Genomic DNA, 14,721 nt, shown 5'->3' with positions numbered 1-14,721 from the left:
GTAACCCTAAACTTCAGGGTTAGGGTTCGGGTCGGCGTTCGGACCGTCCCATTCGGCATCTGCCGTCGGTCCGCGGGAAGCCGCGGGTCGACGGCAACGTAATTCGAGGCGAGAGGCCTTCGACGTGGCAGCACCGCAGAACTACCTCGCAGTCATCAAGGTCATCGGTGTCGGCGGCGGTGGTGTCAATGCCATCAACCGGATGATCGAGGTCGGTCTCAAGGGCGTCGAGTTCATCGCCATCAACACCGACGCGCAAGCTCTGTTGATGAGCGACGCCGACGTCAAGCTGGACGTCGGCCGGGAACTCACGCGCGGACTCGGGGCCGGGGCCAACCCGGATGTCGGCCGCAAGGCCGCCGAGGACCACCGCGAGGAGATCGAGGAGGTCCTCAAGGGGGCCGACATGGTCTTCGTCACGGCCGGTGAAGGCGGCGGCACCGGCACCGGCGGCGCGCCCGTCGTGGCCAACATCGCGCGCTCGCTCGGCGCGCTCACCATCGGCGTGGTCACGCGCCCGTTCACCTTCGAGGGACGGCGCCGGGCGAACCAGGCGGAGGACGGCATCGCGGCCCTCCGTGAAGAGGTCGACACCCTCATCGTCATCCCGAACGACCGGCTGCTGTCCATCTCGGACCGCCAGGTCTCGGTCCTCGACGCCTTCAAGTCGGCCGACCAGGTCCTGCTCTCCGGTGTCCAGGGCATCACCGACCTCATCACCACGCCCGGCCTGATCAACCTCGACTTCGCCGACGTCAAGTCCGTGATGTCCGAGGCCGGTTCCGCCCTCATGGGCATCGGCTCGGCCCGCGGCGACGACCGCGCGGTGGCCGCGGCCGAAATGGCGATCTCCTCGCCCCTCCTCGAGGCGTCCATCGACGGCGCCCGCGGTGTGCTGCTGTCCATCTCCGGCGGCTCCGACCTCGGCCTGTTCGAGATCAACGAGGCCGCCCAGCTGGTGAGCGAGGCCGCCCACCCCGAGGCCAACATCATCTTCGGTGCCGTGATCGACGACGCCCTCGGCGACGAGGTCCGGGTCACCGTGATCGCCGCCGGCTTCGACGGCGGCCAGCCCCCCGCCAAGCGGGAGAACGTCCTCGGCTCGTCCTCGCTCAAGCGCGAGGAGCCGGTCCGCCCCGCCGAGAGCCGGCCGTCCTTCGGCTCGCTCGGCAGCGTCACGCCGAAGGAGGCCCCGGAGCCCGCCCCGGAGCCGGTGGCCGACCTCCCGGTGCCCCCGCCGTCGGTGCCGCCGTCGCGGACCTACTCGGACAGCGCGGCCGAGGAGCTGGACGTTCCGGACTTCCTCAAGTGATAGGACAGCGCGACACCCTGAGCGGCGCGCACTTCGCCTTCACCGACCGGTGGGGCGGGGTGAGCGCCGCTCCGTACGAGGAGCTCAACCTCGGCGGCGCGGTCGGCGACGACCCCGAGGCCGTACGCACCAACCGGGAGCTGGCCGCGAAGTCGCTCGGCCTCGATCCGGCCCGGGTGGTGTGGATGAACCAGGTGCACGGTGCCGACGTGGCCGTGGTGGACGCCCCCTGGGGTGAAAACCGGGTGCCCGAGGTGGACGCGATCGTCACCGCCCGGCGCGGTCTCGCCCTCGCGGTGCTCACCGCCGACTGCACTCCCGTCCTGCTCGCCGACCCGGTCGCCGGCATCGTGGCCGCCGCCCACGCCGGCCGGCCCGGCATGGTCGCCGGAGTCGTCCCCGCCGCCGTCCGCGCGATGATGGAACTGGGCGCCGACCCGTCCCGGATCGCCGCCCGCACGGGACCCGCGGTCTGCGGCCGGTGCTACGAGGTGCCGGAGGCGATGCGCGCCGAGGTGTCCGCCGTCGAACCGGCGGCGCACGCCGAGACGAGCTGGGGCACTCCCGCGGTCGACGTGACCGCCGGCGTGCACGCGCAGCTCGACCGGCTCGGGGTGCGCGACCGGGCGCAGTCGCCGGTGTGCACACTGGAGTCGCACGATCACTTCTCGTACCGCCGTGACCGCAGGACCGGGCGGCTCGCGGGCTATGTCTGGCTGGACTGATGGGACATGACGGACCGTAGGGATCACATCGCCGCAAACCTCGCGAAGGTGGAGGATCGGATTGCCGCCGCGTGCGCGGCCGCCGGGCGCAAGCGCGAGGAGGTGACCCTGATCGTGGTCACCAAGACCTATCCCGCCTCCGATGTGCGGATCCTGTCGGAACTCGGTGTGCGGCACGTCGCCGAGAACCGCGATCAGGACGCGGCACCGAAGGCGGCGGCTTGCTCGGATCTGCCGCTTTCGTGGCATTTTGTCGGTCAGTTGCAGACCAACAAGGTGCGATCCGTGGTCGGTTACGCGGATCTTGTGCAGTCCGTCGATCGTTCCAAGCTGGTGACGGCCCTGTCCAAGGAGGCCGTACGGGCCGGGCGCGAGGTGGGCTGTCTCATCCAGGTCGCGCTCGACGCGGGAGCGAGCGGCCGAGGGGAACGCGGAGGTGTGGCGCCCGAAGGAATCGAAGAGTTGGGCGACCTCGTCGCGAACGCGCCGGGGTTGCGGCTGGACGGCCTGATGACGGTCGCGCCGCTCACCGGCGAGTACGCGGGGCGTCAACGGGCGGCGTTCGAGCGGCTCATGGATTTGTCGACCGACCTGCGCAGGGCCCATCCGGCTGCCACCATGGTCTCGGCAGGAATGAGTGCGGACCTCGAGGAGGCCGTTGCGGCCGGGGCGACACATGTGCGCGTCGGCACTGCGGTACTCGGAGTCCGACCCAGGCTCGGGTAACGTCGCCAAGAAGTCGGACCACAGCAGAAAATATGGTCATTACCGCTGATAGGCGGGCGTAACGACCTCGTGGATCGCGGGCACTTGGCAGTCGTCAGCCGATCCACCACAGAGCGGAGGACTCAGAGCATGGCCGGCGCGATGCGCAAGATGGCGGTCTACCTCGGCCTCGTGGAGGACGATGGGTACGACGGCCGGGGGTTCGACCCCGATGACGACTTCGAGCCCGAGCTCGATCCGGAGCCCGAGCGGGACCGCAGGCGGCACGAACCGACTCACCAGGCGCACCAGGCACTTCAGTCCCAAAGGGACGAATCGGTACGCGTGGTGCAGCCGCCGGCACCCCGCGACCCGGTGTCCCCTTCCGCTTCGCTACCCGCGGAATCCGGGCGTCCTGCCCGCATCGCGCCCGTGGCATCCATCACACAAGAACGCCAGAGTCTGGAGAAGAACGCACCGGTGATCATGCCCAAGGTCGTGTCCGAACGAGAGCCGTACCGGATCACCACGCTTCACCCCCGGACCTACAACGAGGCCCGTACCATCGGGGAACACTTCCGTGAGGGCACTCCTGTGATCATGAATCTGACTGAGATGGATGACACAGATGCGAAGCGACTTGTCGACTTTGCGGCCGGTTTGGTGTTTGGTCTTCACGGCAGCATCGAGCGGGTGACGCAGAAGGTGTTCCTGTTGTCGCCTGCTAACGTCGATGTCACGGCGGAGGACAAGGCCCGCATCGCAGAGGGCGGGTTCTTCAACCAGAGCTGAGACGCACGACCGGAAAGACGGCACGGGAGCAGGGGAGAGGGAAGCGCGGACCATGGGCGTGTTCCTACAGGTTGTCTACATCGCGCTGATGTGCTTCCTCGTCGTGCTGATTTTCCGGTTGGTCATGGACTACGTCTTCCAGTTCGCCCGCTCATGGCAACCCGGCAAGGCGATGGTGGTCGTTCTGGAGGCCACCTACACTGTCACCGATCCACCGCTGAAGCTTCTGCGGCGGTTCATCCCGCCGCTGCGTCTCGGGGGCGTGGCGCTCGACCTGTCCTTCTTCGTACTGATGATCATCGTCTACATCCTGATCTCGATCGTGGGCAGCTTCGCGAGGTGAATGTGGACGATACGGTCTTGCCGACTGCCGATGACTACGTTGAGGTGAAGACATGCCGCTGACCCCCGAGGACGTTCGGAACAAGCAGTTCACGACCGTCCGCCTCCGAGAAGGCTATGACGAGGACGAGGTCGATGCCTTCCTCGACGAGGTCGAAGCCGAACTGACCCGCCTGTTGCGGGAGAACGAGGACCTGCGCGCCAAACTGGCCGCCGCCACTCGTGCCGCCGCGCAGAACCAGCAGAACATGCGCAAGCCCCCGGAGGGCCAGGACCAGCAGCATCAGCAGCAGGGCATGCGCGGTCCCGGGGCGCCCGTTCCCGCCGGGATATCGGGCCCGCCGCAGCAGCAGATGGGCGGCCCCATGGGTGGCCCGCCCCAGCTGCCGAGCGGTGCCCCGCAGCTGCCGGCCGGCCCCGGCGGCGGTCAGGGTGGTCCCCAGGGACCGGGTCCGATGGGCCAGGGTCCGATGGGTCAGGGGCCGATGGGTGGCCAGCCCCCGATGCAGCAGCAGATGGGTGGCCCCATGGGCGGTCCGATGGGCGGCCCCATGGGTGGTCCGGGCATGCCCGGCCAGGGTCCCGGTGGCGACAGCGCCGCGCGTGTTCTCTCGCTGGCCCAGCAGACCGCCGACCAGGCGATCGCCGAGGCCCGCGCCGAGGCCAACAAGATCGTCGGTGAGGCCCGCAGCCGCGCCGAGGGTCTGGAGCGCGACGCCCGTGCCAAGGCGGACGCCCTGGAGCGGGACGCGCAGGAGAAGCACCGCGTCGCGATGGGTTCCCTGGAGTCCGCCCGCGCCACGCTGGAGCGCAAGGTCGAGGACCTGCGCGGCTTCGAGCGCGAGTACCGCACCCGCCTGAAGTCGTACCTGGAGTCGCAGCTGCGTCAGTTGGAGACCCAGGCCGACGACTCGCTGGCCCCGCCGCGCACCCCGGCCACGGCTTCCCTGCCGTCGCCGTCGGCGCCGTCGATGGCCCCGGCGGGCGCGAGCGCCCCGTCGTACGGCGGCAACCAGACGATGGGCGGTGCTCCGGCCCCGTCCGCTCCGTCCTACGGCGGCCAGCAGCAGATGTCCCCGGCGATGACCCAGCCGATGGCGCCGGTCCGTCCGCAGGGCCCGTCGCCGATGGGCCAGGCGCCCTCGCCGATGCGCGGGTTCCTCATCGACGAGGACGACAACTGAGGGTCGTGAAGACGCCGTAGGCGTCGGCAGCGTTCAGGGCGGGGCCCCGGATCTCGATCCGGGGCCCCGCCCTTTCGTGTGGCATCTCTTTCGTGGGAAGTCCCTGGCGCCCGTGTTCGGAACGGGGAGCGGCTGTGCGTACGGACGCAACGCCGAAGGCCCGGGCCCGCCGGGATTTTTCGGCGGGCCCGGGCCTTCGGGCGTGTCTTACGCCTTGCGCAGGCGGAAGGTCAGGGACAGGCCCTCGTCGGCGAACGGCTCACCGTAGGTCTCGTCCGCCTCGCCCTGGGCGAAGTCCGTGGCGAGGACTTCCTCGGCGATCAACCCCGAGTGCTCGGTCAGGGCCGCGATGACCGCCGGGTCCGTCGCGGTCCAGCGCAGCGCGATGCGGTCGGCGACGTCCAGGCCGCTGTTCTTGCGGGCCTCCTGGATCAGCCGGATCGCGTCACGGGCGAGGCCCGCCTGCCGCAGCTCCTCGGTGATCTCCAGGTCGAGGGCGACCGTGGCACCGGAGTCGGACGCCACCGACCAGCCCTCGCGCGGGGTCTCGGTGATGATCACCTCGTCCGGGGCGAGGGTGACGGTCTCGCCGTCGACCTCCACCGACGCCGTGCCCTCGCGCAGCGCCAGGGACAGCGCCGCCGCGTCGGCGTTCGCGATGGCCTTGGCCACGTCCTGGACGCGCTTGCCGAACCGCTTGCCCAGCGCCCGGAAGTTCGCCTTCGCCGTGGTGTCGACCAGGGAACCGCCGACCTCGGAGAGGGACGCCAGGGACGAGACGTTCAGCTCCTCCGTGATCTGCGTGTGCAGCTCCTTGTCCAGGGACTCGAAGCCGGCCGCCGCGACGAGCGCACGCGACAGGGGCTGACGCGTCTTGACACCCGACTCCGCGCGCGTGGCACGGCCCAGCTCCACGAGACGGCGCACCAGCACCATCTGCTGCGACAGCTCCGGGTCGATCGCCGACAGGTCCGCCTCCGGCCAGGACGCCAGGTGCACCGACTCGGGGGCGCCCGGGGTCACCGGCACGATCAGGTCCTGCCACACCCGCTCGGTGATGAACGGGGTGATCGGCGCCATCAGCTTCGTCACCGTCTCCAGGACCTCGTGCAGCGTGCGCAGCGCGGCCTTGTCGCCCTGCCAGAAGCGGCGGCGGGAGCGGCGGACGTACCAGTTGGAGAGGTCGTCGACGAACGCGGACAGCAGCTTGCCGGCGCGCTGGGTGTCGTACGCCTCCAGCGCCTGCGTCACCTGGTCGGTGAGCGCGTGCAGCTCCGACAGCAGCCAGCGGTCCAGGACCGGGCGGTCGGCCGGGGCCGGGTCGGCCTCGCTCGGCGCCCAGTTCGACGTGCGGGCGTACAGGGCCTGGAAGGCGACCGTGTTCCAGTACGTGAGGAGCGTCTTGCGGACGACCTCCTGGATCGTGCCGTGGCCCACGCGGCGGGCCGCCCACGGGGAGCCACCGGCCGCCATGAACCACCGGACAGCGTCCGCGCCGTGCTGGTCCATCAGCGGGATCGGCTGCAGGATGTTGCCCAGGTGCTTGGACATCTTGCGGCCGTCCTCGGCCAGGATGTGGCCCAGGCACACCACGTTCTCGTACGACGACTTGTCGAACACCAGGGTGCCGACCGCCATCAGCGTGTAGAACCAGCCGCGGGTCTGGTCGATGGCCTCGGAGATGAACTGCGCCGGGTAGCGGGACTCGAAGAGCTCCTTGTTCTTGTACGGGTAGCCCCACTGCGCGAACGGCATCGAGCCCGAGTCGTACCAGGCGTCGATGACCTCAGGCACGCGCGTGGCCGTCTTCCCGCAGCCGTCCTGCGGACAGGCGAAGGTGACCTCGTCGATGTACGGGCGGTGCGGGTCCAGCTCCGACTGGTCGGTGCCGGTCAGCTCGGTCAGCTCCGCGCGGGAGCCGACGCAGGTGAGGTGGTCGTCCTCGCACCGCCAGATCGGCAGCGGGGTGCCCCAGTAGCGGTTGCGGGACAGCGCCCAGTCGATGTTGTTGTTCAGCCAGTCGCCGTACCGGCCGTGCTTGACGGTCTCGGGGAACCAGTTGGTCTTCTCGTTCTCCTCCAGGAGCCGGTCCTTGATGGCGGTGGTGCGGATGTACCAGGACGGCTGCGCGTAGTAGAGGAGCGCGGTGTGGCAGCGCCAGCAGTGCGGGTAGCTGTGCTCGTACGGGATGTGCTTGAAGAGCAGGCCGCGCTGCTGGAGGTCCGCGGTGAGCTTTTCGTCCGCCTTCTTGAAGAAGATGCCGCCGACCAGCGGGACGTCCTCCTCGAAGGTGCCGTCGGGGCGCACCGGGTTGACGACGGGCAGGCCGTACGCGCGGCAGACCTTCAGGTCGTCCTCACCGAAGGCGGGGGACTGGTGCACCAGACCCGTACCGTCCTCGGTGGTGACGTACTCGGCGTTCACCACGTAGTGGGCCGGCTCCGGGAACTCCACCAGCTCGAACGGACGTTGGTACGTCCAGCGCTCCATCTCGGCGCCCGTGAAGGTCTGGCCCGTGGTCTCCCAGCCCTCGCCGAGTGCCTTGCCGACGAGCGGCTCGGCGACGACGAGCTTCTCTGCGCCGTCCGTGCCCTTCGTCGCGACGACGTAGGTGACCTCGGGGTGCGCGGCGACCGCGGTGTTGGAGACCAGCGTCCAGGGGGTCGTCGTCCACACCAGGAGCGCGGCCTCGCCGGCCAGCGGACCGGAGGTGAGCGGGAAACGGACATAGACCGACGGGTCGACGACCGTCTCGTACCCCTGCGCCAGCTCGTGGTCCGACAGGCCCGTGCCGCAGCGGGGGCACCAGGGGGCGACGCGGTGGTCCTGGACCAGCAGGTCCTTCTTGTAGATCTCCTTCAGCGACCACCAGACGGACTCGATGTACTCGGGCTCCATCGTGACGTACGCCTCGTCGAGATCGACCCAGTAGCCCATGCGGGTCGTCAGCTCGGAGAACGCGTCGGTGTGGCGCAGCACGGACTCGCGGCACTTGGCGTTGAACTCGGCGATGCCGTACGCCTCGATGTCCTTCTTGCCGCTGAAGCCGAGCTCCTTCTCGACCGCCAGCTCCACCGGGAGACCGTGGCAGTCCCAGCCGGCCTTGCGGGCCACGTGGTAGCCGCGCATGGTGCGGAAGCGCGGGAAGACGTCCTTGAAGACGCGGGCCTCGATGTGGTGGGCGCCCGGCATGCCGTTGGCCGTGGGCGGGCCCTCGTAGAACACCCATTCGGGGCGGCCCTCGGACTGCTCCAGGCTCTTGGCAAAGATCTTCTGCTCGCGCCAGAAGTCGAGCACCGCGTGCTCGAGCGCGGGCAGGTCGACCTGGGCGGGCACCTGGCGGTACTGCGTCATCGATCTTCCTCCGGCGGACGTGCTGCCTTCCGTCGGAGGGACGAGAGCCGGGAATTCCGAGAATTCTCCGTACGCCGTGTGCGGCGCGCTCCCGCGGTACCACCCTCCTTGGCCCCCCGGTGCGCCGTACGCGCCGGTGAGCCCCCTCATTGGGGTCGCGAAGCCGGTTCTACTGGCCCCTGGGCTCTCGCTGGGGCGTTCTTCCGGCGGCTCCGGGGTGATCTTCACGTCGCGCTCGCCCCCGGGCTCACACCGTCCCCGGGTCGCTCTGGGCTGCGTACGCCGCTACTCGTCCCCATCCACGCTTTTCGCTCCGCCCAGTGTACGGCGCCGCACGGACGGCGGCCGACCGGATTTCCCGCTCCGGCGGCCGGGGGTGCGACGGGCCCGCGGGTGACCCGAATGGCGAGACGCCGGCATGCCGGATTCGGGGAGCGGGGGTCTGGCGGATTACCGGGCTGAGAGCTGGGCACAACGGATGCAGGCTCGCCGCGGGGCACGCGCGTGGCGGGCGATTCGCGGGCGTGCCCCGTTGCCGCGGGCCAGAAGTCGATTTATCGTCCCAGCACGACTCGCGCGCAAGATCACAATATGTGAAGGGGCCGCGGCCATGGTGGTGAAGAAGACCGCCGTACAGCAGTCGGTGTCCGGCAGAACCACGGGCGCGGCTGCCTCCGGCGGTGTGGCGGCCAGGAACGTGGACGGAAAGAAGACCACCCATACGGCGGGGGCGAGGCGGACGGTGGGGGCGGCCGGCCGGCCGGGCCAGGCTGCCACCGGGGCCGGGGCCGGGGCCGGGGCCGGAAAAGGTGCGCACAGGGCCGGGGGGACGGGGGCGCAGGGAAGGAGCACGGCGGCGCCCAGGGCCGCTGGAGCGGCGACCGCCGCCCCCGGTGGGGCGACGGACCTGGTGAACGCCTCGGAGGGGCCGGGCGCGATGAGGGCGACGGCTGCCGGGACGGGCGAGCGGACCAGTGAGAGCACGGCCTCCAGCAAGGCGACCGCCGGGCAGGCCGGCACCCGCCGGACGGAGTCGAAGGCGGCACCCTCCAGGAAGGCGGCCAGGAAGGAAGGCGACCCCGAGCGGCCGGCGGGTGAGAAGGCGGCGCCCGGCAAGGCGACGGCGACCGGCACCGTCGCCAGGAAGACGGCGGTGAAGAAGAGCGCCGCCGGGAAGAAGGCGCAGGCGAAGAAGTCCGTCTCCGGCAGGGCGGCGGCCGGGAAAGCCCCTCCCGAGGCGGAGGCCGAGAAGTCCGCCCCGAAGAAGGCCGCGGTGACCGGCGCCGCCGGCAAGGAGGAGGCGGCGAGCAGCGTCACCGCGAAGAAGACGGTGGCGAAGAAGGCCGCCGGTAAGAAGACCGTCGCGAAAAGGGCGGTGGTGAAGGAGACCACCGGGAAGAAGGCGGTGGCGAAGAAGACCACCACCCGGACGGCGTCGGCCAGGAAGACCGTCGCCGAGAAGGCGGCGGCGGCCGAGAAGGCGGCGGCCGAGCGGACCGTCCCGAAGAAGGCGGCGGCCAAGAAGGCGGCGGCCGAGAAGGCGGCAACCAAGGGTGTCGCCGCCAGGAAGGCGGCAGCACCCGGCACTGTTCCCGAGAAGGCGGCGGCGAAGAAGGCGGCGCCCGGCAAGGAGGCTCCGGTGACCAGCACCGTCGCGAAGAAGGCGGCAGCGAAGAAGGCCGCTGCCAAGAGGGCGGCGGCCGAGAAGGCCGTCACCTCGAAGACGGCGGCCAAGAAGGCCGTCACTCCTAAGGCGGCGGCCAAGAAAGCCGCCGCCGAAAAGGCAGCCCCCTCCAAGGCCGCTGCCGACAAGAGCGCCGCGAAGGGCGGCACGACGAAAAGCACCCCCACGAAGAGTGCGGCCAAGAAGAGCACGGCCAAGAAGGCGAGCGAGGTCGAGGCCGCGAAGCAGACGGGAGCCACGACGGTGGTTGCGAAGAAGACTCCTGGGACGGCCACGGCGGACACGGGCCCCACCGCGGTCCCCAAGGCGAGGATCGCCGCGGCCGAGCCCGGGGAACTGGCGGTGCGCCCCGGAGAGGACCCGTGGACCCCCGAGGAGGTGGCCGAGGCGCGCGCCGAGCTGGAGTCCGAGGCCACGCGGTTGCGCGGCGAGATCGACGCCTCCGAACAGGCGCTGGTCGGCCTGATGCGTGACTCCGGGGACGGCGCCGGCGACGACCAGGCGGACACCGGCACCAAGAACATCACCCGTGAGCACGAGATGGCGCTCGCCCACAACGCCCGGGAGATGCTCGAACAGACCGAACACGCCCTGGAACGTCTCGACTCCGGCACCTACGGCCTGTGCGAGAGCTGCGGCAACCCCATCGGCAAGGCCCGTATGCAGGCCTTTCCGCGTGCCACCCTGTGCGTGGAATGCAAGCAGAAGCGGGAACGCCGCCCATGAGCCCCGCCTGAACACGTGATCCGGCGCGGTGGTGTCGTAGTCTCGTCCAGTCAGGGCACCTAGGTTGAGGGATTCACGTGGCAGAGGCGGAGCGCATCATCGGTACGCCGGACATCCCAGACGCGGCCGGGCCGGAGCAGTCCGACGGGCGGGCCCCGGCCGAGGGCGCCGGAGCCCAGGAGCCGGGTTCCGGCGCCGCCGAGCGCCCCAGGGGCAGGCGCCGGATCGCGGTCCTGTTCGCGGTCGCCGCCTTCGCTTACACCCTCGACCTGATCAGCAAGCTCATCGTGGTCGCGAAGCTGGAGCACCACGAGCCGATCGAGATCATCGGGGACTGGCTGAAGTTCGAGGCGATCCGCAACCCGGGTGCGGCCTTCGGCTTCGGTGAGGCCTTCACCGTGATCTTCACGGTGATCGCGGCCGCGGTGATCGTGGTGATCGCCCGGCTCGCCCGCAAGCTCTACAGCCTGCCCTGGGCGATCGCCCTCGGTCTGCTGCTCGGCGGCGCGCTCGGCAACCTCACCGACCGGATCTTCCGCTCGCCGGGCGTGTTCGAGGGCGCGGTCGTCGACTTCATCGCGCCCAAGCACTTCGCCGTCTTCAACCTGGCCGACTCGGCGATCGTCTGCGGCGGCATCCTCATCGTGCTGCTGTCCTTCCGCGGGCTCGACCCGGACGGCACCGTCCACAAGGACTGAGATCGCGGGGCTGTCCACAAGGGCGGAGGCCGCTGTCCACAGGCTGCTCTCGGGGCCGGGGGGCCCGTCCGGCATACTCGACGGGTGAGCACGCTTCCCGAGATCCGTACCCTGCCCGTGCCCGACGGCCTGGAGGGCGAGCGCGTCGACGCCGCCATCTCCCGCATGTTCGGCTTCTCCCGCACCAAAGCCGCGGAGCTGGCCGCGGCGGGCAAGGTGCAGGTCGACGGCGCCGTGGTCGGCAAGTCGGAGCGGGTGCGCGGCGGCGCCTGGCTCGAGGTCGAGATGCCGCAGGCGCCCGCGCCGGTGCAGGTGGTGGCCGAGCCGGTCGAGGGCATGGAGATCGTGCACGACGACGAGGACGTGGTCGTGATCGTCAAGCCGATCGGCGTCGCCGCGCACCCCAGCCCCGGCTGGACCGGCCCGACCGTGATCGGCGGCCTGGCGGCGGCCGGCTACCGGATCTCCACCTCCGGCGCCGCCGAGCGCCAGGGCATCGTCCACCGTCTCGACGTCGGCACGTCCGGCCTGATGGTGGTGGCCAAGTCGGAGTACGCGTACACGTCGCTCAAGCGCCAGTTCAAGGAGCGCACGGTCGACAAGCGCTACCACACGCTCGTCCAGGGCCACCCCGACCCGACCAGCGGCACCATCGACGCACCCATCGGCCGCCACCCCACCCACGACTACAAGTGGGCGGTCACGGCCGACGGCAAGCCCTCCGTCACGCACTACGACCTGCTCGAGGCCTTCCGCTCGGCGTCCCTGCTCGACGTCAAGCTGGAGACGGGGCGCACCCACCAGATCCGCGTCCACATGGCCGCCCACCGGCACCCGTGCGTCGGCGACCTGACGTACGGCGCGGACCCGACGCTCGCCAAACGGCTCGGCCTGACCCGCCAGTGGCTGCACGCCGTGCGCCTCGGCTTCGAGCACCCGGGGGACGGGCAGTGGGTGGAGTTCGAGAGCGCCTACCCCGCCGACCTGCAGAAGGCGCTGGACAAGGTGCGCGAGGAGAGCTGGGCATGAGCGCCGGGAACGCCGGGTACGTCGTGCGGATCGCCGAGGAACCCGCCGACCGCGAGGCGTGCTTCGCGGTCCGCAAGGAGGTCTTCGTCGGCGAGCAGGGTGTGCCCGAGGACATCGAGTACGACGCCTATGACGCCACTGCCGTGCACGTCCTGGCCGTCCGGGAGGACGGAGTGCCGCTCGGAACGGGTCGGCTGCTGCACGGGGAGGCGGCCGCCGCCAAGAACGGCGGCGACGCGTCCGTGGGCTCGCTCGGGCGGCTGGCGGTGACGCGGGAGGCCCGCGGCCTTGGCGTCGGCGCCGCGCTTGTGCGGGCCATCGAGGACGCGGCACGCGCGCGTGGTCTGACGGCGGTGGACCTGCACGCGCAGACCCAAGCGCTGGGCTTCTACGAGCGGCTGGGCTACGCGGCGTACGGGCCGGAGTTCCCCGACGCGGGGATACCGCACCGATCGATGCGGCGCTCTCTGTAGTGAAGCCGGAAAAACGGGTGAGAAGGGTGGCATGGCAGGCTTGAGACCTGCTGTGTGAACGTCGAACTTCCCGGAGCGCTCACCGTGGACCAACTGGCCCTGTTCCTGCTGCTGTTGCTCGGGGCCGTGGTGAGCGTCCCGGTCGGGGACCGGCTCCGGCTGCCGGCGCCGGTGCTGATGACCCTGCTCGGGATCGTGCTCGCCCTGCTCGACTTCGTGCCCAACGTCAGCATCCCGCCCGGGCTGATCCTGCCCGCGCTGCTGCCGCCGTTGCTGTACGCGGCGGTGCGCCGCACCTCGTGGCGGCAGTTCGCGGCCAACAAGCGCCCCATCTTCCTGCTGGCCGTCGCGCTGGTGTTCGTCACCACCGTGTGCGTGGCCGCCGTCGCCCACGAGGTCGTGCCGGGGCTCCCGGTCGCCGCGGCGGTGGCGCTCGGCGCCCTGGTCGCGCCGCCCGACCCGGTCGCGGCGACCGCCGTCGCGGGACAGCTAGGGCTGCCCCGCCGCCTGGTGTCGATCCTGGAGGGCGAGGGCCTGTTCAACGACGTGACGGCGATCGTGCTTTACCACGTCGCGATCGCCGCCGCCGTCAGCGGAACGTTCTCGCTGCCGCACGCCCTGCTCGAACTGGCGCTCTCCGCGGTCGTCGCCCTCGCCGTCGGGCTCGCCCTCGGCTGGGCCGCCAACAAGCTGCTCGACCTGCTCGGCGACGCCACCCTGCAGATCGGGCTGACGCTCCTCGTGCCGTACGCCTCGTACGTCCTGGCCGAGGAGCTGCACGGCTCGGGTGTGCTGTCCGTGCTGGTCACCGCACTGTTCCTGGCCGAGTACGCCGCCGATCCGGACGATGTGTTGATGCGGCTCGCCGGGCACACGTTCTGGGACGTCGTGGACACCCTGGTCACCGGGATCGCGTTCGGGCTCATCGGGCTGGAACTGCACCACGCGATCCAGACCGCGTCCGGGCGGTGGGGCGAGATGCTCGGCTGGGCCGCCGCGATCGTGGCCGTCGTGGTGTTCGTCCGCCTCGCGTGGCTGCTGCCCGCGACCTGGCTGACCAAGCGGCTGCACGCCAAACGGGACTACGACGAGGAAATCCCGGTGTCCTGGCGGGAGACCGTCGTCATGTGGTGGTCGGGGATGCGGGGCGTGGCGTCGGTGGCGCTGGCCCTGGCCATTCCGCTGACCATGGACGACGGATCGCCCTTCCCCGGCCGGGACGAGATCGTCTTCATCGCCTTCGGGGTGATCATCGCCACGCTCGTGCTCCAGGGGCTCACGCTGCCGTGGCTGGTGCGGAAGCTGAACGTGCGGGCCGACACGGAGAGCGAAAAGGAGTTCGAGCACGCGCTGGCGGTCCGCGCGGCCAAGGCGGCGAAGCGCAGGCTGAAGGAGATCGAGCAGGTCGAGGAGCTGCCGGACGAGCTGTCCGAGCAGCTGCTGCGGCGGGCCTTCGACATCGGCGCCCGCATCAGCCCCGACCTCGGGGACGAGGAGCGGCGGGAGGCGCACGAGCAGCGGGCCCGGCGCATCAAGAGGGTGCGCAGGATCCACGGGGAGATGCTGAGCGCGGCACGCCACGAGGTGCTGGCGGCACGCAGCGAACCGGGTGCCGACCCGGAGATCGTCGACCGGGTGCTGCGCCACCTGGACGTCCGCAGTCTGCGCTGACACGCTCGTGCGGACCGTCCCGCGAC

The 14,721-nt window shown here is 70.7% G+C and carries 12 protein-coding genes; 11 read left to right on the top strand and 1 reads right to left on the bottom strand.

The window, feature by feature from the left end:
- The first annotated feature begins 124 nt into the window (after nucleotides 1–124).
- The 6 genes from ftsZ (at nucleotide 125) to ACIRC0_RS13485 (ending at nucleotide 5,060) form a co-directional block, all read left to right on the top strand.
- A complete protein-coding gene (gene ftsZ / locus ACIRC0_RS13510; RefSeq protein WP_103839872.1) occupies nucleotides 125–1,312 on the top strand; it encodes a cell division protein FtsZ in 1,188 nt (395 codons plus the stop codon).
- Nucleotides 1,309–2,037 (top strand): peptidoglycan editing factor PgeF, encoded by a 729-nt coding sequence (gene pgeF, locus ACIRC0_RS13505; RefSeq protein ID WP_403615363.1) that lies wholly within the window; start codon nucleotides 1,309–1,311, stop codon nucleotides 2,035–2,037. The genes ftsZ and pgeF overlap by 4 nt, the downstream gene beginning before the upstream one ends.
- A 6-nt stretch (nucleotides 2,038–2,043) precedes the next feature.
- Complete coding sequence (locus tag ACIRC0_RS13500) at nucleotides 2,044–2,763, top strand: YggS family pyridoxal phosphate-dependent enzyme (protein ID WP_403615360.1); 720 nt, start codon at nucleotides 2,044–2,046, stop codon at nucleotides 2,761–2,763.
- Nucleotides 2,764–2,892: 129 nt separating this feature from the next.
- The gene (gene sepF / locus ACIRC0_RS13495; RefSeq protein ID WP_366028437.1) at nucleotides 2,893–3,534 is read left to right on the top strand and encodes a cell division protein SepF; all 642 of its coding nucleotides are present in this window, start codon (nucleotides 2,893–2,895) and stop codon (nucleotides 3,532–3,534) included.
- Between the two features lie 52 nt (nucleotides 3,535–3,586).
- Complete coding sequence (locus ACIRC0_RS13490; protein WP_103839876.1) at nucleotides 3,587–3,877, top strand: YggT family protein; 291 nt, start codon at nucleotides 3,587–3,589, stop codon at nucleotides 3,875–3,877.
- A gap of 52 nt (nucleotides 3,878–3,929) precedes the next feature.
- Nucleotides 3,930–5,060 carry a DivIVA domain-containing protein gene (locus ACIRC0_RS13485; RefSeq protein WP_200416926.1) on the top strand — a complete coding sequence of 377 codons (1,131 nt, stop codon included), beginning with the start codon at nucleotides 3,930–3,932 and terminating at the stop codon, nucleotides 5,058–5,060.
- 207 nt (nucleotides 5,061–5,267) lie between these two features.
- Here the strand turns inward: ACIRC0_RS13485 and ileS are convergent, their stop codons facing one another.
- The gene (ileS, locus tag ACIRC0_RS13480; protein ID WP_403615356.1) at nucleotides 5,268–8,414 is read right to left on the bottom strand and encodes an isoleucine--tRNA ligase; all 3,147 of its coding nucleotides are present in this window, start codon (nucleotides 8,412–8,414) and stop codon (nucleotides 5,268–5,270) included.
- Nucleotides 8,415–9,024: 610 nt separating this feature from the next.
- Between ileS and ACIRC0_RS13475 the strand changes: the two genes are divergently transcribed.
- The 5 genes from ACIRC0_RS13475 (at nucleotide 9,025) to ACIRC0_RS13455 (ending at nucleotide 14,695) form a co-directional block, all read left to right on the top strand.
- Nucleotides 9,025–10,824, top strand: a complete 1,800-nt coding sequence (locus ACIRC0_RS13475; protein ID WP_403615353.1) for a TraR/DksA family transcriptional regulator — start codon at nucleotides 9,025–9,027, stop codon at nucleotides 10,822–10,824.
- A 77-nt stretch (nucleotides 10,825–10,901) separates the two neighbouring features.
- On the top strand, nucleotides 10,902–11,522 hold the full coding sequence (gene lspA, locus ACIRC0_RS13470) for a signal peptidase II (protein WP_403615350.1): 621 nt from the start codon (nucleotides 10,902–10,904) through the stop codon (nucleotides 11,520–11,522).
- An 84-nt stretch (nucleotides 11,523–11,606) separates the two neighbouring features.
- A complete protein-coding gene (locus ACIRC0_RS13465) occupies nucleotides 11,607–12,551 on the top strand; it encodes an RluA family pseudouridine synthase (protein ID WP_200416922.1) in 945 nt (314 codons plus the stop codon).
- Nucleotides 12,548–13,024 carry a GNAT family N-acetyltransferase gene (locus ACIRC0_RS13460; RefSeq protein ID WP_403615346.1) on the top strand — a complete coding sequence of 159 codons (477 nt, stop codon included), beginning with the start codon at nucleotides 12,548–12,550 and terminating at the stop codon, nucleotides 13,022–13,024. The genes ACIRC0_RS13465 and ACIRC0_RS13460 overlap by 4 nt, the downstream gene beginning before the upstream one ends.
- An 84-nt stretch (nucleotides 13,025–13,108) precedes the next feature.
- Nucleotides 13,109–14,695 (top strand): Na+/H+ antiporter, encoded by a 1,587-nt coding sequence (locus ACIRC0_RS13455; protein ID WP_403616481.1) that lies wholly within the window; start codon nucleotides 13,109–13,111, stop codon nucleotides 14,693–14,695.
- Nucleotides 14,696–14,721: the final 26 nt, after the last annotated feature.

It is taken from the genome of Streptomyces sp. NPDC093984, assembly GCF_044764595.1.
In the GTDB taxonomy this organism is placed as follows: Bacteria; Actinomycetota; Actinomycetes; order Streptomycetales; family Streptomycetaceae; genus Streptomyces; species Streptomyces cynarae.
The sequence above is the reverse complement of the archived record's forward strand: the minus strand, read 5'-3'. Positions and strand labels throughout refer to the sequence as shown.

Excerpts from the sequence above, each read along its gene's own strand:
- sepF (WP_366028437.1), top strand. The coding sequence starts at position 2,893 with ATGGCCGGCGCGATGCGCAAGATGGCGGTCTACCTCGGCCTCGTGGAG.
- ACIRC0_RS13490 (WP_103839876.1), top strand. The coding sequence starts at position 3,587 with ATGGGCGTGTTCCTACAGGTTGTCTACATCGCGCTGATGTGCTTCCTC.
- ACIRC0_RS13460 (WP_403615346.1), top strand. The coding sequence starts at position 12,548 with ATGAGCGCCGGGAACGCCGGGTACGTCGTGCGGATCGCCGAGGAACCC.
- ACIRC0_RS13475 (WP_403615353.1), top strand. The coding sequence starts at position 9,025 with ATGGTGGTGAAGAAGACCGCCGTACAGCAGTCGGTGTCCGGCAGAACC.
- ileS (WP_403615356.1), bottom strand. The coding sequence starts at position 8,414 with ATGACGCAGTACCGCCAGGTGCCCGCCCAGGTCGACCTGCCCGCGCTC.
- ACIRC0_RS13485 (WP_200416926.1), top strand. The coding sequence starts at position 3,930 with ATGCCGCTGACCCCCGAGGACGTTCGGAACAAGCAGTTCACGACCGTC.
- ACIRC0_RS13500 (WP_403615360.1), top strand. The coding sequence starts at position 2,044 with ATGACGGACCGTAGGGATCACATCGCCGCAAACCTCGCGAAGGTGGAG.